This window comes from Pseudonocardia kongjuensis (genome assembly GCF_039526905.1).
Lineage (GTDB): Bacteria > Actinomycetota > Actinomycetes > Mycobacteriales > Pseudonocardiaceae > Pseudonocardia > Pseudonocardia kongjuensis.
Map to the genome: position 1 here is coordinate 1 of NZ_BAAAJK010000041.1, position 18,434 is coordinate 18,434.

Below are 18,434 nucleotides of genomic sequence, written 5' to 3' on the forward strand. Positions count from 1 at the left end.
CGTCTCAGTCCCTACCTGTCCTGACAATTTCTGGATCGACTTACACAGAGATCTTGACAGGCCCCCGACCGGGTCCGCACCCGGTGATCGGCCCCGTACCGATCACCGACGCGACCCGACCCGACCCTCGGCGCAGTGCCACCCCCGACCCCGACCCACAGCGCAGTGCCACCCCCGACCCCGACCCCGACCCACAGCGCAGTGCCACCCCCGACCCCAACGCCGAGCGCAGTGCTACTCCCCCACCGGAGCCGGGCTCGCGAGGGACCGGCACCCGACGATCCCACGCCGGGCGCCGCGGGAAACCGCACCGCGTCGAACCGGCGGGCGGGTCCGGCTCGCCGACCGCAGGACGTCGTCCACACCGCCCCGGCCATCGGCCGACGACCCCGCGAATCGTTCCGCTCCCACACCGTCCGAGCTGCGGAAACGTGACCACGACGGTCGGCATCGACGCCGGACCGGAGGGGGCGACTCCGACATCGACACCCGGAGCCCGACATCCGACGCCCGGAGCCCGACATCCGACGCCAGACTCCGACGCCGGACATCGGGCGTCCGACGTCGCGACCCCGGCCGACGGTCTCCCCGACACCGGCGACCGGCGTTGTCCGGCACCGTAGCCCGTCCGGCACCCACCCCGACCGACGGACGGACGGACGGACGACGGGCTCAGGCCGCGGCGAGCGCCGCGTAGCGGCCGGATCCGGCCAGCAGCTCGTCGTGACTGCCCGCCTCGGCGATCCGGCCGTGGTCGAGCACGACGATCCGGTCGGCGTCGCGGACGGTGGACAGCCGGTGCGCGATCGTGATCGTCGTGCGGCCGCGGGACAGCTCGTCGAAGGCAGCCTGCACGGCCCGTTCGGTGCGGGTGTCCAGCGCACTGGTGGCCTCGTCGAGCACCAGCACCCGCGGGTCGCGCAGCAGCGTGCGGGCGATCGCGATCCGCTGCTTCTCCCCACCGGAGAAGCGGTGCCCGCGGGATCCGACGACGGTGTCGTACCCGTCGGGCAGCGCGCTGATCAGGTCGTGCACCTGCGCGGCCCGGGCGGCGGCCTCGATCTCGGCGTCGCTCGCGTCCGGCCGGGCGTGCCGCAGGTTCTCCCGGACGGTGGTGTGCAACAGGTACGTCTCCTGGCTCACCACACCGACGATCCGGGTGAGATCGGCGGTGGCCAGGTCCCGGACGTCGACGCCGTCGATCGTCACCCGGCCCGACGTCGGGTCGTGCAGCCGGGCGACCAGCCCGGCCAGGGTCGACTTCCCGGACCCGGTCTCGCCGACCAGCGCCAGGGTGCTGCCGGCCGGCACGTCCAGGTCGATCCCGGCGACGGCGGCGGTGCCGCTGCCCGGGTAGGCGTAGGTGACGTCCTCCAGCCGCACGTGCCCGCGCACCCGCGCGTGATCGACCGGGACCGGATGCCGCGGCTCGGCGACGTCGACCGGCAGGTCCAGGTACTCGAAGATGCGCGCGAACAGCGCCAGCGACGCGACGATCTGCACCCCGGTCGAGAGCAGTCCCATGACCGGCCGGAACAGCCCGGCCTGCAACGCGGTGAAGGCGACCAGCGTGCCGATGCTCAGCGTGCCCGCGGTGAACGGCAGGCCCGCGGACAGGTAGATGACGGCCGGGACGGCGGCGAACACGACCTGGGTCACCGCCATCGACCACCGTCCGGCGAGCTGGGCGCGCAGCTCCAGCCCGATCAGCCGGGACGACGAGCCGGTGAACCGGCGGGTGAGCTCGGGCCCGCTGCCCAGCGTCCGGGACAGGGTCGCACCGCTGACCGAGAGACTCTCCTCGACGGCGACGTTGAGATCGGCCAGCTCGCGCTGCTGCGCGGCGGTCACCGCGCGCCGGGTGCGGCCGACCCGGCGGGCCAGCAGCACCGCAGGCGGCAGCACCACCAGCGAGACCAGCGTGAGCTGCCAGGACAGCGCCAGCATCGCGACCAGAGTGGCGACCGTGGTGGTCAGGTTCGACGCGACCGAGGTGGCCGTGCCGGTGACCACCGACTGCATGCCGCCGATGTCGTTCATGATCCGGGACTGCACCTCGCCGGTACGGGTCCGGACGAAGAAGGCCGGGCTCTGCCGCTGCAGGTGTGCGAAGACAGCGGTGCGCAGGCCGTGCATGACCTCCTGACCGATCCGGGTCGAGATCCAGGTCTGGGCGACGCCGAGCGCGGCGGTGACCGCGGCGACCGCCACCATCCCGCCGGCCAGCCAGGCGAGCAGGACGACGTCGCGCTGCGGCAGGGCGACGTCGATGACCTCGCGCAGCAGGAACGGTGACGCCATCCCGACGACCGAGGAGACGGCGATCGTCGCGACGACGACCGCGAGCGGGCCCCGGTGCGGCGCGAACAGGGCGCCGATCCGGTGCAGCGAGACCGCGCGGGCCTGCTCCCGCTCCTCCGGGGACGGGGTGCGGGTGTCCGGCCGTCCGGGCCGGTTCGGGACACCTGGCTCCAAGTGGGACTCCTTCGCGAACAGGTACTGTGGTTACCTCACTATGAGGCAACAACACCGTTGGTTGCTAGCCTGTTCCCGTGCCCGATCCCGATCCCGCGAGTGAGCTCGTCGACGCCTTCTGGGCGGTCGCCCGCCAGGTGCGGCACGCCTCGGCGGCGGCGCTGACCACCTGGGACCTGACGCCGTCGCAGGCCAGGGCGCTGATCACGCTGGCCCGGCACGGCGAGATGCGGCCCGGTGAGCTGGCCCGGCACCTGCGGATCACCCCGCGCTCGGCGACCGAGGTGGTCGACGGGCTGGCCGGTCCGGGACTGGTGGAACGGGTGGCGGATCCGGGCGACCGCCGTGCCGTGCGGCTGCGGCTCACCGAACGGGGCGCCGGCACCGCCGGGGCGATCCGCGAGGCCCGCGCCGACGGGGCCCGGCAGGTGTTCGACCGGCTGCCCGATCGTGACCGGGCCGAGCTCGCCCGGATCCTGGGGGTCCTGCGGCACCCGCCGGAGCCGGCCGCCCCGCACGCCCCGCACGCCCCGGACGGCACGGACGGCACGGACGGCACGGACGGCACGGACGGCCCCAACGGCACGGACCGGCGGGAGGTACCCGGCGGGACACCGGAGCCCGGCCACGCCCGCTGAGCTGCGCGGCGGACGAGCCGCGTGCGGCGTCAGCGCTCCCGCAGGGCCACCTCGTAGCGGGTGTGCTGCAGGATCGTCCACGCCACGAGCGCTGGATTGTCCACCATCGGAACGTGCCCGACGCCCGGCAGCACCACCAGATCCGCGTCCGGCACCGCCGCCATCATCGGCTCGGCGTAGCGGCCGAACGGGATCGTGCGGTCGGCGCCGGCCCAGGCGATCCGGACCGGGCACGGCGCCCGGTCGAACGGCGCGATCATGGTGTCCATCGTGGCCGCGCTGAGCAGCGGATCGAGCGCGGTGCACCCGGCGAGATCGTCGAACAGCACGTCGACGTCCTCGGCGGAGTAGCGGTCGGCGTGCTCGGACACCGTGCGCAGCAGCAGCCGGCGCAGCGAGCGGCAGGACGCGAGCACCCGCACCGGCGCCCAGCCGGCGAGCAGCGCGCCGATCCGGAACGTGGCGAGCAGCCGGTACAGGTCCGACGGGACCGCCCACGCCCCGGCCGGCGAGAGCGCCACCACCGACCGGGCCCGGCCGCGCCGGGCCAGCTCGAGCGCGGCCCAGCCGCCGAGCGAGTTCCCGACGACGTGCGGCGTCCGGTCGATCCCCAGCTCGTCGAGGCGCTGCACCAGCGCGTCCACCAGCAGATCGAGCGAGAAGTCGCCGTCCGGGAGCTCCGGGCCGCCCAGGTGGCCGGGCATCGTCACCGCCCACACCTCGTGGTGCTCCTCCAGCAGCGGCAGCACCGGCCGCCAGGCCCGCCACGACGACGTCATGCCGTGCAGCAGCAGCAACGGCTCGCCGGAGCCGCTCCGGTGGAACCCGGTCACCGGACGATCACGGGCTCCGCGGCCCCCGGACGCAGCGACAGCACCTCCGCGAACCCGGCGGCGAGGCACTCGGCGAACAGCTCCCGGTCGGTGACGGCGGCGGCGTCGAGATTGGCCCCCACGCAACACGTGTCGCCGTGGGTCACCACCGAGATCATCGCGGCACAGCCGGGCAGCGGCGCGAACGGGTAGACGCGGTCGATCCGCGCCCCGCACAGGAACGCCTCGGAACGCAGTCCCGGCACGTTCGACGCCTGCAGGTCGTTCCCGGCGGTCGAGCCGCCGGCGACCAGGGTGAGCAGCGGGCCGGGCAGCCGGGCCAGCAGCGGCGCGACGACGTCCGGGCTCTCCAGCGCCGGCTCGTCCCGGGCGGCCCGCATCTGCGCGCCGACGGCGCGGATCCGTTCCGCCGGGTCGACGACGCCCATCGGCGCGGCCAGCCGGGCCGGCGCCCAGCGGTTGCCGCCGGCGGCGTCACCGCTGCGGCGCACCGACACCGGCACCGAGGTGCGCAGCGTCGTCTCCGGCGCGACCGGCCGGCCCAGCTTCTCGTGGTAGAGGCGGAAGGCGCCGAGCAGCGCGGCGACGTAGGCGTCGTTGAACGTCCCGCCGACCGACTTCCCGGCCGCACGCAGGTCGGCGAACCCGGTGTCGAGCGCGACGAACCGCCAGGACAGCCCGCGCGGGCGCAGCAGCTCCGAGGCCCCGCCGGGCGGCGGCGCGAGCACCCGGGTGGCGGACTCCACCCAGCGGACGGTGTCCCGGACCGCCGACACCGGATGGGTCAGCGCGCCGAGCACGTCGCGGGTCATCCGGGCGGCCGCGGGCAGCAGGCCGGCCTCGCGGCGGACCAGCCGGTCGACCTCGGCGAGCGGATCGGGCGCCTCGGCCGCGGGCGCGGCGGGCTGCGGCTTGTCCGGGTCGTGCTCGCGGCGCCGGCTGTGCAGCTGGGACAGCAGCTGGACGACGCCCATGCCGTCGGTGAGCACGTGGTGCAGCTTGAGCAGGAAGGCGGCCCGCCCGCCCGGCAGGCCCTCGACGAGGGTCGCCTCCCAGGGCGGCCGCTCCCGGTCGAACGGCGTCATCATGAACTGCTCGGCGATCGGCGCGAGCTCGGCCCAGAAGCCGGGCCCGGAGCCGGGGATCCGCACCCGGCGCAGGTGGTAGTGCAGGTCGAACTCGACGTCGTGGATCCAGTAGGGGGTGCCGAGCCCGGCCAGCGGCTCACGGACCCGCTCCCGGAACCGCGGCACCATCCGGGTCGCCCACTCGGTCGCGGCGACCAGCCGTTCCCAGTCCGGCTTCTCGTCGAGCAGCTCGACGGCCAGCACCGGCGCCCGGTAGCGGGGATCGGACTCGGCCCGCCACATCATCACCTCGAACGGCGACATCTCGCGGACCGATCCCCAGGTCAGCGACGTCTCACTCATCGTGCCCACCGAGGTGCGGACGGCGCTCCGGCCACCGGGCGAGGGTGTCCAGGAACAGCGTGCGGACCTCCTCGGCGTGCTTGCCCGCGTCCTCGGGCACCCAGTGCGTGGTGTCGATCGGCGGATGCACGACGACCTGCACGGTCCCCCCGCGCAGCGTCTGCGCACCCCGCCACATGATCTCCCCGGCGTTGCGGATGACCAGCGGGACGATCGGGACGCCCGCCTGCATCGCGATGTGGAAGGCGCCCTTCTTGAACCGGCCCAGGCGCGGCGTCGGCGAGCGGGTGCCCTCCGGCGCGATGGCCAGCGAGATGCCCTCGTCGCGGAGCTTCTCGACGGCCGGCTGCAGCGCCTCCCTGGCCTTCGTGGTGTTGCCGCGGTCGACGAACGCGACGTCGGCGATCTGGAACAGCTGCCCCCAGACCGGGATCGCCGCGGCCTCCTTCTTCGCCACCCCGGTGAACCCGTCGCGGAGCAGCTTCATCAGGATCGGGACGTCGAACTTGGACTGGTGGTTGAACACGAACACGCACGGCCGGGCGGACACCAGGTGCTCCGCCCCGGTCACCTCGACGTCGATCCCGGACAGTCCGAACGCGACGTCGGCCCCCACCCCGGCGGCCAGGTCGACGAACTTGCGCCGCGAGCCGTGCAGCAGCCCGGCGCCCGCCGCGGCGGCGAGCCCGCCGGCCATGCCGCCGTAGAAGATGGCGGTCCGGGCGACGTCGGTGACCCCGGGGAACAGCCCGCCGCGCGGGGCGCAGTCCAGGATCGGCCAGCCCTGCCGGGTGGCGAGCGCGCGCAGCGAGTCGGTCGGCGACACCGCGACCGGACGGCCGACGGAGGAGAGGAACTCGGCGTCCTCGGTGCCGTTGGCGTAGCCGAAGCAGTCGGCCGGGTCGACGCCCTGCGCGGCGGCGTCGGCGCGCACCGCCTCCGCCTTGCCGGGCCCCCACAGCGACGTCCCGACGACCCGGCCGGTGAGCACGCCGTCGTCGTCCACCTCCAGCTCGGTGCACAGCACCCGGTCGGCGCCCAGCTCGTCGGCCATCGGCTGCACCTGGAACCGGGTCGCCGACGACGCCATCACCACCTGGTGGCCCTGCTCCTGGTGGGCGGCGACGAGCTCCCAGACCTCGGGGTGCAGCGCGCCGGCGATCTCGTCCCGGAACAGGTCGTTGCCGAGCGCGACCAGCTCGGCCTCGGTGCGGCCCTGCCAGGTCGCGAGGGTGATGGAGAGGAACTCCTTGAAGTCGTCGTCGGTGCGGATCCCGCGCATCCCGGACAGCACGGTGCGCACCATCTCGACCGGGCCGACGTCGAACTCGCGCAGCCGTCGCCGGTAGAACGCGCCCGCCGAGTAGCCGTCGATGACGGTGCCGTCGTAGTCGAAGTAGGCGATGGTGCCCGGCCCGGGCGGCGCCGCCCGGACGGCGGCGAGCCGCTCGGCCCGCGCCGTACCGGCTCCGTCAGCTCGCGACACCGCTGTCCCCCTCCGCACGTTCCTTCGTCCCCCGGTCCGGCACGACCGGCTCCGGCGGCGGATCGTCGCCGTCGCCGAGTACCACCTCCAGCCGGGCCCGGTGCAGGTCGGCGAGCCGTCCCAGGTCGTCGATCACCGCGCCGACCTCGGCCAGCCAGTCCGCCCGCCGCGCGCCCGGCGACGCCGAGTGCAGCAGGTCCCGGTTCTCGGCCAGGCGCAGCGCCGTCGCGTACAGCTCGCGCGACACCGAGTCGGGCCGGTCCAGGCGGCGCTGCATCAGCATCTGCCTGCCGACGCCGAGGCAGTCGTTCAGGAAGTCGTCCTCGTCGCCGAGCGGGTCGTCGCCGAGCGCGGCGAGCCGGTCGGCGACGACGAGCTGGGCGTCGAAGAACGACCGCAGCACGCCGGGCGCGACGAGCAGCGGGGCCCGGCGCAGCGCGGCGCGCGCGTCCGCGGGCTGCCCGGCACGCCGCCGCCAGCCGGAGTCGACGAGATCGGCCTCGCGCAGGATCTCGTCGCGGAACTCGCGGCGGGTGGAGAAGAAGAACTCGAACTTCAGCAGGTCCCGCAGCCGGGCGAGCTCGCGCCACGCGACGTCGACCGGATCGTCCTCCTCGCCGGCGTCGCCGACCCGCAGCAGCGCCAGCTCCAGCATCGCCCGGTTCAGCAGGTGGTGCAGCGCCCCGTTGCGGTAGAACGCGGCGACGTGGTGGCGGCCCGAGCTGATCGAGAACACCGGCTCGGTGCCGCCGGAGTAGATGGTGACGACGCCCGCCTCGGCCAGCCGGTCCAGGGTCATCCGCAGGCCGTGCCGGGTGCGCAGCTCGGCGATCGGCACCGGGACGCCGCGCGCCTCCAGGTAGTCGGCCAGCGGGGCGACGACCTCCCGGACCTGCTGCAGGGTCAGCGCCCGGTCCCGGGCGCTGAGCAGCGCGAAGGTCGCCAGCGAGGTGGCCGTCGCCGGGGTGACCCGGTTGATGCCGGCGCACACCCGGAACGCGACCTTCTCCAGCCGGGCCGATCCGTCGCCGGCGTCGGCCAGTGCCCGGCGCAGCGAGAGCGGCTCGGCGAACCGGACGCGGGCGGTGCCGACGTGCCGGCGCTGGTCGCGGAAGTAGCCGTAGAGCCAGCCCAGGCCCTCGGCCTTCTTCTCCCCGCCGCGCTGCTCGGCGGCCATCGCGCCGACCTCGTGCAGCTGGTCGTAGACGATCGAGACCGGGACCAGCACCGCGTCCAGCTCGGGCCGGTCCTCCATCGCGGCGACCAGGTAGCGCAGCAGCCCGTAGCGGGGGCGGCGCAGCTTGCCGGTGCGGCTGCGGCCGCCCTCGATGTACCACTCCAGGTTGAACCGCTTCGCCAGCAGATGGCCGAGGTACTCCTGGATGGCGGCCTTGTAGACGGTGTCGCCGCCGAAGCTGCGCCGGATGAACACCACCCCGGCCCGCCTGCCCAGCGCGCCCATCGGCCAGAACGACAGGTTGTTGCCGCCGAGCACGTGATTGCGCGGGAAGTTCCGCTCGTGCAGCACCTCGGCGAACACCAGCGGATCGGCGTAGGAGCGGTGGCTCGGCAGGAAGACCAGCGCGTGCTCCCGGTTGAGCTCGCGCAGCCGCTCCAGCCCGGACTCGTCGACCTGCACGTCCCAGGCCTTGGTGTGCATCGGGCCCATCATCGCCCGGAAGACGTCGATCGCCGGCGGGCTCTGCACCGCCGCCATCTCCTTCAGGCAGCTCCCGAGCTGCTGCTCGATCTCGGCCTTCGTCGAGCCGGTCTGCCGGACGAGCCGGTCGACCAGCTTCGGGAACCGGGTGGACGAGGTGATCTGCTCGACCATCCGGCGGGGCACCTTGTAGCGGTCGCCGAGGATGCGCCGCTCGGCGCGGTCGCAGGCCAGCACGGCCTGCCGGGCGACGAACCGGCTGAACCCGACGGAGCCGGGGCGGCCGTTCTCCTGGGCGACGAACCGGGACACCAGGTCGGCGACGGTGGCCGGCTCGCCCGCGACGACCCGGGCCGCGTCCGGCCGGTGCCGGGCCATCGTCGGGTGCAGCGGCGACCAGGCGACCCGCATCGCGGCGGTGGTCGCGAGCCCGGCCAGCTTGCGCAGCGCGCCGGACGCGTCCGGCTCGGGCGTCACCCAGGTGACCCGGGCCGGGACGATCACGGTGTCGTCGCCGTCGAGCGCCTCGCCGAGCGCGGCCGGGGCCTCCAGACCGGCGCCGATCGACACCACCCGGGCACCCGGGTGCTCCCGCTCCGCCCAGCGTTGCAGGATCGACCGTTCGGTGAAGGAGCGGGGCTGGGTGATCACCACCTCGCGCGTGCCGAGCAGTCCGTCGGTCGTCATCGATCCCCCTCGCGCCGGCCCGCCGCGTCGCGACGCATCCCCCGGCACAACGTAGTTACCGGGCGGTTGCCGAACAACTTCGCGACACGGTCTGCCGGGCCCGGGACGCGGGGTCAGATCACGCGCTGCGCCTCGGTGAGGGTGTGCCGCAGGATCTGCTCCATCTCGTCGAACTCGGCCTGCCCGGCGATCAGCGGCGGCGCGAGCTGGACGACGACGTCGCCGCGGTCGTCGGGGCGGCAGTAGAGGCCGTTCTCGAACAGCGCCCCGGGCAGGAACTGCTTGACCAGCCGCTCCCGGGCGGCGGCGTCGAACGTCTCCCGGGTGGCCTTGTCCCGGACCAGCTCGATCGCCCAGAAGTAGCCGTCGCCGCGGACGTCGCCGACGATCGGCAGGTCCAGCAGCCGGCCCAGGGTGTCGCCGAACGCCTGCTCGTTCGCGAGCACGTTGCCGTAGAGGTCCTCGCGCTCCATCAGGTCCAGGTTGGCCAGCGCGACGGCCGCCGAGACCGGGTGCCCGCCCCAGGTGTAGCCGTGCGGGAAGGTGACGCCCGGCTCCAGGAACGGCTCGATCACCTTCTCCGAGGCGATCATCGCGCCGAGCGGGCCGTAGCCGGAGGTCATGCCCTTGGCGCAGGTGACGATGTCCGGGGTGAAGCCGAACTTCGCGCAGGCGAACGGATGCCCCTGCCGGCCGAACGCGTTGATCACCTCGTCGGAGACCAGCAGCACGTCGTGCCGGTCGCAGATCTCGCGGAGCCGGGCGAAGTACGACGGCGGCGCGGTCAGGCAGCCGCCGGAGTTCTGCACCGGCTCCACGACGACCGCGGCGACGGTGCCCGGGCCCTCGAACAGGATGGCCTCCTCCACCCGGTCGGCGGCCCATCGGCCGAGCGCCTCGGCGTCGCCGTCGAACTCGGGATGCCGGTAGAGGTTGGTGTTCGGCACCCGGAACCCGCCGGGCGCGAGCGGCTCGAAGTCCTGCTTCATCGCGGGCAGCCCGGTGATCGCCAGCGCCCCGTGCGGGGTGCCGTGGTAGGCCGTCATCCGGCTGATCACCTTGTGCTTGGCCGGCTTGCCGCGCAGCTTGAAGTACTGCTTGGCGACCTTCCACGCCGACTCGACGGCCTCGCCGCCGCCGGAGGTGAAGAACACCCGGTTCAGGTCGCCCGGTGCGAGATGCGCCAGCCGCTCGGCGAGCTCGGCGGCGGGCGGGGTCGTGTACCCCCAGACCGGGAAGTACGCCAGCTCGGACGCCTGCTTCGCGGCCGCCTCGGCGAGCTCGCGGCGGCCGTGGCCGGCCTGCACGACGAACAGCCCGGCGAGCCCGTCGAGCACCCGGTGGCCGCGGTCGTCCCACAGGTAGGTGCCCTCGCCGCGGGTGACCACCGGGATCGGCTGGTCACCGTCCCGGCCGTGCATCCGGGCGAAGTGCATCCACAGGTGCTTCCCGGCGGCCTGGGCGGCCGCGGACATCGGCGGCCGGTCGGCGGCGGGGGTGCGGTCCTCGAGTGCGGTCATGGGGGACTCCTGTCGGTGTCGGTGCCCGTGCCGTGCGGCGGTCGCGGTCGTCCGTCCGATCGTCCGGCCTGCACCTCCGGCCCCATGGATACGATTCGTATCGTCTTCGACCCGGACGAGAACGGAGTGCGTCAGGTGTATCCGACGATCGCGGACGTGCTGGCCCGCCCGGAGGTCCGGGCCGGGGCACCGGCCGTCCGCGCCGGGCGGGCCGCGCTGGGCACCGAGGTCCGCTGGGTGCACGTCAGCGAGCTGGCCGAGCCCGCCGGGACGCTGCCGGACGGCGTGCTGGTCCTGTCGGTCGGGCTGCCCGCCGCCGATCCGACCACCGATCCGGCCCGCTACGTCGCGGCGGTGCGCGCCGCCGGCGGCGTCGGGCTGGTCGTCGAGATCGGCCAGCACCTCGCCACCCTGCCCGATCCGCTGGTGCAGGCCGCCCGGGCGGCGGGGTTCCCGCTGGTCGAGCTGCGCCGCACGGTGCGCTTCGCCGACGTCGTCGCCGGGGTGCTGGAGACGATCCTGGTCGAACGGCACGCTCGCGCGTCGTTCACCGAGCACGCGGGCAGCGCGTTCCGGACGCTGACCCTGCACGGCGCCGACCCGCAGCGGGTGCTCGCCGAGGCCGCCACCCTGCTGGACGGCCCGGTGGTGTGCGAGGACCTGGCGCACCGGGTGCTGCTCACCGCGGGCGAGCCGGACCTGCGGGACTGGCCGGCCCGGTCCCGGCTGGCCGGCCCGGCCGGCCCGGAGGGCTGGCGGACCGCGCCGGTCGGCCTGCCGGGTGCGCGATGGGGCCGGCTCGCCGTCCCGGCCCGGCCCGCCGCCGACGCCGAGGACCGGATCGCCGCGGTGCTCGGGCACGCCGCCGACGCGCTGTCGCTGCTGGTCCGCGACGGCGCCCCGGCCGGGCTGCTGCGGGCGGCGCACGCCGCGCTGCTCGGCGCGCTCGCGGACGCGACACCGGTGGACACCGATCGGCTCGCGGTGCGCGCCCGCGCCGCCGGGATCGACACCACCGGGGAGTTCGAGGTGGTGCTGCTCGACGGCGGGTCCGCCGGGACCGCACCGGCGGTCGTCCCGGACGCCGTGGTCGCGACCGCCGGCGGGGCGGAGATCGTGCTGGTGCCGCTCCCCCGCCGGGCCGGCGCCGGTTCCCGCGCCGACGAGCTGGTCCGGCTGCTCCCGGCCGGCGCCGTCGCGGCGGTCGCCGGGCCCGGCCCGTTCGACCGGCTCCCGGAGCTGCTGCGGGAGGCCCGCGCGGTGGCCGCGGCGTACCGGTCCACCTCGCCGGACGGCGCCCGGCCGCCGGTACCGCCGCGCGGCGGCCGGCTCGGCGTGCGCGGCCTGGTGTGGCGGCTCGGCGACGATCCGCGGCTGCTCGGCTTCGTCGAGGAGCAGCTCGGCCCGGTGCTCGCACTGCCCGGGCCCGAGCGCGAGCAGGCGCTGGCCGGGCTGGACGCGCTGGTCGACGCGGGCGGCGTCGTCGCCGAGTTCGCGCGCCGGATCGGCACCGGCCGGCCCGCCGCCTACGCCCGGCTGCGCCGGCTGTCGGCGCTGGTCGGTGCCGACCTGACCGAGCCGGAGGTGCGCACGTCGGTGCACCTGGCGCTGCTCGGGCTGCGCCGGGCCGGTCACTGAGCGCGGTCCGCCCGCAGCAGCTCGACCTCACCCATCGCCTCCGCGACGCCGCCGTCGAGCGGCCGGCCGTACCGGTCCGCGACCTCGGCGACCGGGTCCACCCGGACCGTCCAGCCGTACCCGCGGAGCCGCTCGGCCGGAGTCCGCGCGCGCGGCTCGTCGAAGAACAGCTCGCGCACGTCGATCCCGATCAGCCGCCGCGACAGCGACCGCAGATCCGGATCGGACACGATCCGGCGGGCCGCGTCCCCGAAGTGCTCGACGGCGATCCGGCTGCCCGGTGCGGACAGCGCCTGTACCCGCTCGAACAGCAGCGCCTCGGCGTCGGCGGGCAGGTAGGGCAGCAGTCCCTCGGCGAGCCACGCGGTCGGCCGGGCGGGATCGAACCCGGCGCCGGTCAGTGCGGCCGGCCAGTCCTGCCGCAGGTCGGCCGGGACGCCGACCCGGCGGGCGGTGGGCGGGTGGCCGACGGCCGCGAGCACGTCGTCCTTGAACGCCAGCACCTGCGGCTGGTCGATCTCGAAGACGGTGGTGCCGGCGGGCCAGCGCAGGCGCAGCGCGCGGGCGTCCAGACCGGCGGCGAGCAGCACCACCTGGCCGGTGCCGGCGCCGAGCAGCGACTCGTCGAAGTACCGGGACCGCACCCCCTGGTAGGTGGCCTGCGCCTCCCGGGGACCGGGCGGGTCGTCGGGCACGTCGAGCACCGGCCCGGCGGCGTCCACGAACGCCTGCGCGAACGGGTCGTCGACCAGCCGGTCGGCGCGCCGGCTCTCGGCGGCCCGCCCGGCGGCGACCGCCAGGGCGGTGGCTCCCACGCTGCTGGTGATGTCCCACTGGTCGTCGGCGGTACGCATGGGGCCACCGTACGAGATGTAGTTAGCAATGCTCATTGACTGCGGGATGATCACCCGGGTGGGTGAGGACGACCCGGACATCCGGGCAGCCATCGCCCGGGTGCACCCCGGCCCTAGCCGAGCAGCTCCAACTCGGTCTCGGTCTCGGTCTCGGTCTCCGGCGGCACCCCGACCAGCCCGCCGTAGAGCGCGGTCAGCGCGACGGCGATCCGGGCCCGGTCGAAGCGGGACACCGCACGGTCCCGCCCGGCGATGCCGTAACCGGCCCGCATGGCCTCGTCGGCGAGCAGGTCGCGCACGGCGGCCGCGACGTCGGCCGGTCGCCCGGGCCGGACCAGCAGGCCGGTCACCCGGTCGACCACCGCATCGGCGGAGCCGCCGACCGAGGAGCCCACCACCGGCCGGGCGCAGGCCATCGCCTGCAGCACCGGGGTCACCGGGACGTCGCGGCCGGGGACGTCCAGGACGACGTCGGCGGAGCGCAGCAGCCGCGGCCGCAGCGCGTCGCCGACCGGCCCGAGGAACCGGACCCGCCCGGTCACCCCGGCCTCCCGGGCGATCGCGAACAGCCGGTCCCGGTCCGGGTCGTCGCCGGCGGCGCCGCCGGCGACGAGCAGTTCGGCGTCGCGGACCCGGGCCAGCGCGCGGATCGCGGTGCCCGCCCCCGCGCAGGGGGCCAGTGACCCGACCAGCACCAGCCGCGGATGCTCGCCGCGGCGCAGGGCCGGGCCCGCCGCGGTGTAGACGTCGGTGTCCACGCAGGCCGGCACGGTGCGCAGCTGCGAGCGTGGCACCCCGGCCGCGAGCAGTGCGGCGTGCCGGTGCTCGGAGTCGGCCAGCACCGCGACGGCCCCGGCCGGCGGGCCGACCGGGTCCGGGCCGCCGGTCGGGTACGACGCGACGACCGGCGCCCCGGTCCCGGCCGCCCACCGGACGGCCGCCGGGCCGACCGCGTGCACCAGGTCCGGCGGGTCGTCGCCGAAGCCGGCGCCCGCGGCGGGCAGCGGCCGGACCTCCAGCTCCCCCGGCCCGGTCACCGGCCCGACCGGATCGTGGTCACCGGGCCGGTCGGTGAGCACCAGGACGCGGTGCCCGGCGACGGCCAGTGCGGAGGCGGTGGATGCGGTGCCGCACCCCTCGGGAACCTCGGACGTGCGGATGACGGCGATGCGCAACGGGGCCTCCTCGTCGTGCTCGCTGACAGCGGGCACGCGCAGGTGGCTCTACGCGTCGAACACCCCGACGGTACCCGCTCCGCGCCGGACCGCCAGGCGAGCGGATCGCGTGTGCGCCGCGGCCACCGCGGGTAGTCAGGGCTGTCCGACGAACCGCCGTCCGATGAGCCACCGTCCGGTGAGCCGAGTGGAGGGACGAGGATGAGGGACCGTTCGTGGCGGCTCCGGGTGGCACCGGCGCCGTCGGCCTGCCGGTTCGCCCGGCTGGAACTGCGCCGCTTCCTCGCGCCGCTGCTCGGCGAGACCCTCGTCGACGACGCGGTGCTGGTGCTGCACGAGCTGGTCGCCAACGGGATCGACCACGCGGGCACCCCGATGCTGCTGACCGCCCGGGTGCGCGGCGGGTCGGTCCGGCTCACGGTCCGCGACGGGTCGCCGGTGCCCGGCCGCGAGCGGCCGCTCGACCCGTCCGCACCCCGCGGGCGCGGCCTGCAGATCGTCGGGTCGGTGGCCCGCGACTGGGGGGTGCGCAGGCATCGGCGGGGCAAGACGACCTGGGCCGAGCTGGGGCCGGCCGACGCGCCGGTGACGCCGCAGCTGCACCTGGTCGGGCCCGGCTGACCGGTCCGTGCGTGGGCCGCCCGGCGGGCGGGTACGCAGCGACCGACCGAGCGAGAGGAGAGACGATGCGCCCCGAGACCCCGATCTCCGAGGCCGATCCGGCGGACGCGCTCGAGCAGCGGCGCCCGGCGTTCCCCGGGGACGACGACGATCCGGTCGTGCCGGCGGTGCCGAGCGCGGACCGCGAGGCCGATCCGGCCGACGTCGCGGACCAGTACCGCGACGCCGGCCAGGACGAGGACGCCTACTGACCGACGACGGGGCCGGTCGGGCCGGTGGTCGTCAGGGCAGGTCGACCACGACCTTGCCGGTGACGCCGGACTCGACCGCCTCGTGCGCGGCGACGACGTCGCCGAGCCCGAACCGGTGGATCGGCAGCGGGGTGAGCGCACCGTGCGCCGCGGCGACGCTCACCCCGCGCGCCGCGTCGGCCAGAACGTCCCGGTCGACGTTGTAGAGCAGCATGAACCGGAGCACCGCGTTCGCCGTCATCAGCGACCGGACCGGCAGCGCCGGGTCCTGCGGGGTCGCCGCGTAGGACACGACGTGCCCGCCGCGGCGCAGCACGGCGAGGTCCTGCTCGAGGTTCTGCGCGAGCGCGACCTCGACGATCCGGTCGACCGGCCCGGCGGCGTCCAGGATCGCGGCGGCCGGGTCGCCCTCCCGGTAGTTGACGACGTGCTGGGCCCCCGCCGCACGGGCCTGCTCGGCCTTGTCCGGCCCGGACACCGTGGTCACCACGGTGGCGCCGGCCCAGCGCGCGAGCTGGATCGCGTAGTGCCCGACCGCACCGGCACCACCGGTGACCAGCACGGTGCGTCCGGCGACCGAGCCGTCGGCGAACACGCAGTGGTACGCGGTCATCGCCGGCACGCCGAGGCAGGCGCCGAGATCGTCCGGGGCGCCGTCGGGCAGCGGGGTGGCCTGGGCGGCGGGCAGCACGGTGTACTCCGCGCAGCTGCCCCACTCGGCGAGCGGCGCACCGCCCTCGCCGCCGGGCGAGGCGAGCCACACCCACACCCGCTGCCCCACCCGGGACGGGTCGACGCCCTCGCCGACCGCGTCGATCTCGCCGACGCCGTCCTGGTGCGGGACGCGGACGCCGTCGATCGGGCGCGGGGTGGTGCCCGCGCGGGTCTTGGTGTCGGTCGGGTTCACCGCCGAGATGCGGATCCGGACCCTGACCTGCCCGGGGCCGGGCTGCGGGGTCTCCAGGTCGCCGATGGTCAGGACGTCGCGGGCCGCGCCCTCGCGGGAGTAGCTGACTGCCTTCACCGGCGCCATCCTGCCCGCGGCGGGCGGGGCTGTCGCGCCGGGCCCGGTCACTCGCGCAGCGCGGCGACCTTCTCCCGGGCCTCCTGCCTGCGGGCCTCGGCGCGGCGGCGGCGCACCTTCCAGGCGATCGTGCCGGCCACGACACCGATCCCGAGCAGCACCCAGCCGAGCAGCCCGAAGGTGTGCTCGAACTTCTCCGCGGCCTCCCGCAGCAGGTAACCGGCCGCGACGTGCAGGGTCGCCCAGGCGGTGGCGCCGACCACGACGGCGGGCAGGAAGCGGCGCAGCGGCAGGCCGGAGGCGCCCGCCGCGGCCGGTGTCATGGTGCGCACCACCGGCAGGAACCGGGCGCACAGCACCGCCCACGATCCGTGCCTGCGCAGGGTGCGGGCCGCGTCGTCCCACTTGTCCTGCCCCATCCGCCGGATCAGCCGGGAGTCCCGCAGCCGGGGGCCGAGCTTGCGCCCGATCGTGTAGCCGATCGAGTCCCCGCCCATCGCCGCGACCGCGACGACACCGGTCACCAGCACCGCCGACGGCACGTCGGGCACCGCCATCGCCGCCGCGATCAGCACGGTCTCCCCGGGCAGGACGAGCCCGATCCCCAGCGTGGTCTCGCCGAGGGTGATCAGACCCGCGACGAGCACCACCACCCACAGCGGGACGGAGTTGAGCAACTCGATGATCTCGGAGATGGGAGCTCCTCGGCTCGGGGAACGTGCCGGGTGGGGATCAGTCCACGCAGGGCACGCCGTCGGCGGTCAGGTCGGGAGGGGGAACGCTCGCGGGTTCCGGCCCGGGAACCGGGTCCCCCCGCGGGGCGGCGCTGCCCTCGCCCGCGCCGGCGGTGGGCGCAGTGTCGTCCTCCACAGTGCCTGCTCCGGTGCCGTCTCCGGCGCCCCCGGGGCCGGGGTCGTCGGTGGGCGGCTGCTCCGGGGCGGTGAGCCCCGCGAAGAACGCGCTGACCTCCGCCGGGTCCACCTCGACGGCGACGCCCTCGGAACCGGTCCGGTAGTCCGCCCGGCCGGTCGGGATGGTGCGGAACTCCACCCGGTCGCCGCGCAGCTCGGCGGCGTGCGCGACCAGCGAGGTGAGGTCCCAGCCCTGGTCGAGCACGACGGCGCCGTTGACGGCGCGCAGCAGCCCGGCCACCGCGACCGGATCGGCGAGCGTGCCCGCCGACAGCAGCCGGTGGGTCAGCCCGGCCAGGAACGCCTGCTGGCGGCGGACCCGGTCCAGGTCGCCGCCGGGCAGGCCGTGCCGCTGCCGGACGAACGACAGTGCCTCGGCGCCCTGCACGGTCTGCGGGCCGGCCGCGAAGCGCGCGCCGGAGTAGTGGTCGTCGACCGGGCCCTTCAGACAGACCGGGACCCCGCCGAGCGCGCGGGTGATCTCGGCGAACCCGGCCAGGTTGACCTGGGCGTAGTGGTCGACCGAGACGCCGGTGAGTGCCTCGACGGTCTGCACCAGCGTCCGGCTGCCCGCCGCGTTGGCCTGCCGTTCCAGCTCCGGACCGGTCAGGCCCTGCTCCCGCAGCCCGGGCCGGGCGAGCGCCGCGCCGCGGGCCAGCGCCGAGTTGATCTTGTGCGTGCCCAGGCCGGGGACCTCCACCCAGGCGTCGCGCGGGATGGACACCGCGGACGCGCCGAGCGAGGGATCGTCCGGGATCCGGACCAGCATCAGGGTGTCGGTGTTCTGCTGGCCGTCGGCGTCGCCCGCGTCGAGCGCGTCGAGGACCTCGCGGGGCAGCGGATTGCCGCGGGCGTCCACCCGGGAGTCGCTGCCGACCAGCAGGATGTCGGTGGCGCCGTCGGCCACGCTCTCCCCGGTCACGTCGGCGGTCACCAGGCCGCCGTCACCGCCGAGCACCGCCCAGCCGGCGCCGGTGACGAGGAAGACGGTCGCCGAGAGCGCCGCCGCCCAGCGCCGCAGCCGGCGGGCGGGGCGCGGGGCCGGCCGCTCGGCGCGCGGCCAGGGCCGGAACCGGTCGGTCGGTGACGACGACGGGCCGGCCGGTGACCGGCCGGGCCCCGCAGCCGGGGGCCGGGGTGGGGCGGCGCCGGGTGCCACGGGGCGCGCAGCGCCGGGTCCCACGGGGCGGGCGGCGCCGGGTGCCACGGGGCGCGCAGCGCCGGGTCCCAC

Annotated in this window: 15 protein-coding genes; 4 read left to right on the forward strand and 11 right to left on the reverse strand. The window is 75.8% G+C overall.

Annotated elements, in window-relative coordinates; translation table 11 throughout:
* Positions 1–672 precede the first annotated feature (672 nt).
* Positions 673–2,475 (reverse strand): ABC transporter ATP-binding protein, encoded by a 1,803-nt coding sequence (locus ABD160_RS26665; RefSeq protein ID WP_344027311.1) that lies wholly within the window; start codon positions 2,473–2,475, stop codon positions 673–675.
* A 77-nt stretch (positions 2,476–2,552) separates the two neighbouring features.
* Here ABD160_RS26665 and ABD160_RS26670 point away from each other — a divergent pair, with 77 nt between their 5' ends.
* Complete coding sequence (locus ABD160_RS26670; RefSeq protein ID WP_344027313.1) at positions 2,553–3,113, forward strand: MarR family winged helix-turn-helix transcriptional regulator; 561 nt, start codon at positions 2,553–2,555, stop codon at positions 3,111–3,113.
* A 29-nt stretch (positions 3,114–3,142) separates the two neighbouring features.
* Here the strand turns inward: ABD160_RS26670 and ABD160_RS26675 are convergent, their stop codons facing one another.
* The 5 genes from ABD160_RS26675 to ABD160_RS26695 all read right to left on the reverse strand — a co-directional run bounded on the left by ABD160_RS26675 (position 3,143) and on the right by ABD160_RS26695 (position 10,729).
* On the reverse strand, positions 3,143–3,946 hold the full coding sequence (locus tag ABD160_RS26675; RefSeq protein WP_344027315.1) for an alpha/beta fold hydrolase: 804 nt from the start codon (positions 3,944–3,946) through the stop codon (positions 3,143–3,145).
* Positions 3,943–5,376 carry a wax ester/triacylglycerol synthase domain-containing protein gene (locus tag ABD160_RS26680; RefSeq protein ID WP_344027317.1) on the reverse strand — a complete coding sequence of 478 codons (1,434 nt, stop codon included), beginning with the start codon at positions 5,374–5,376 and terminating at the stop codon, positions 3,943–3,945. The genes ABD160_RS26675 and ABD160_RS26680 overlap by 4 nt, the downstream gene beginning before the upstream one ends.
* Positions 5,369–6,862: an HAD-IB family hydrolase gene (locus ABD160_RS26685; RefSeq protein WP_344027319.1), complete on the reverse strand. Its 1,494-nt coding sequence runs from the start codon at positions 6,860–6,862 to the stop codon at positions 5,369–5,371. Before ABD160_RS26685 ends, ABD160_RS26680 begins: the two co-directional genes overlap by 8 nt.
* Positions 6,849–9,209: a glycerol-3-phosphate 1-O-acyltransferase gene (locus tag ABD160_RS26690; protein WP_344027321.1), complete on the reverse strand. Its 2,361-nt coding sequence runs from the start codon at positions 9,207–9,209 to the stop codon at positions 6,849–6,851. Before ABD160_RS26690 ends, ABD160_RS26685 begins: the two co-directional genes overlap by 14 nt.
* 113 nt (positions 9,210–9,322) lie before the next feature.
* The gene (locus ABD160_RS26695) at positions 9,323–10,729 is read right to left on the reverse strand and encodes an aspartate aminotransferase family protein (RefSeq protein ID WP_344027323.1); all 1,407 of its coding nucleotides are present in this window, start codon (positions 10,727–10,729) and stop codon (positions 9,323–9,325) included.
* A 135-nt stretch (positions 10,730–10,864) separates the two neighbouring features.
* Here ABD160_RS26695 and ABD160_RS26700 point away from each other — a divergent pair, with 135 nt between their 5' ends.
* Positions 10,865–12,367 (forward strand): PucR family transcriptional regulator, encoded by a 1,503-nt coding sequence (locus ABD160_RS26700; RefSeq protein WP_344027325.1) that lies wholly within the window; start codon positions 10,865–10,867, stop codon positions 12,365–12,367.
* On the opposite strand, the gene ABD160_RS26705 is transcribed toward ABD160_RS26700, so the two are convergent.
* Together ABD160_RS26705 and ABD160_RS26710 are read right to left on the reverse strand one after the other, a co-directional pair.
* On the reverse strand, positions 12,361–13,221 hold the full coding sequence (locus ABD160_RS26705; protein ID WP_344027327.1) for an SAM-dependent methyltransferase: 861 nt from the start codon (positions 13,219–13,221) through the stop codon (positions 12,361–12,363). The genes ABD160_RS26700 and ABD160_RS26705 overlap by 7 nt on opposite strands.
* A 113-nt stretch (positions 13,222–13,334) precedes the next feature.
* Positions 13,335–14,432, reverse strand: coding sequence for a glycosyltransferase family 4 protein (locus ABD160_RS26710; RefSeq protein ID WP_344027328.1), 1,098 nt, complete (start codon positions 14,430–14,432; stop codon positions 13,335–13,337).
* Between the two features lie 165 nt (positions 14,433–14,597).
* On the opposite strand from ABD160_RS26710, the gene ABD160_RS26715 reads away from it, so the two are divergent.
* On the forward strand, positions 14,598–15,017 hold the full coding sequence (locus ABD160_RS26715; RefSeq protein WP_344027330.1) for an ATP-binding protein: 420 nt from the start codon (positions 14,598–14,600) through the stop codon (positions 15,015–15,017).
* Positions 15,018–15,082: 65 nt separating this feature from the next.
* Positions 15,083–15,268 carry a hypothetical protein gene (locus ABD160_RS26720; protein ID WP_344027332.1) on the forward strand — a complete coding sequence of 62 codons (186 nt, stop codon included), beginning with the start codon at positions 15,083–15,085 and terminating at the stop codon, positions 15,266–15,268.
* A 31-nt stretch (positions 15,269–15,299) separates the two neighbouring features.
* On the opposite strand, the gene ABD160_RS26725 is transcribed toward ABD160_RS26720, so the two are convergent.
* Genes ABD160_RS26725 through ABD160_RS26735 form a run of 3 tightly spaced genes read right to left on the reverse strand, consistent with a single transcriptional unit; the run spans position 15,300 to position 18,362 of the window.
* Positions 15,300–16,292, reverse strand: a complete 993-nt coding sequence (locus tag ABD160_RS26725) for an NADPH:quinone reductase (RefSeq protein ID WP_344027334.1) — start codon at positions 16,290–16,292, stop codon at positions 15,300–15,302.
* 47 nt (positions 16,293–16,339) lie between these two features.
* Complete coding sequence (locus ABD160_RS26730; protein WP_344027336.1) at positions 16,340–16,969, reverse strand: DedA family protein; 630 nt, start codon at positions 16,967–16,969, stop codon at positions 16,340–16,342.
* 55 nt (positions 16,970–17,024) lie between these two features.
* A complete protein-coding gene (locus ABD160_RS26735) occupies positions 17,025–18,362 on the reverse strand; it encodes an LCP family protein (protein WP_344027338.1) in 1,338 nt (445 codons plus the stop codon).
* Positions 18,363–18,434: the final 72 nt, after the last annotated feature.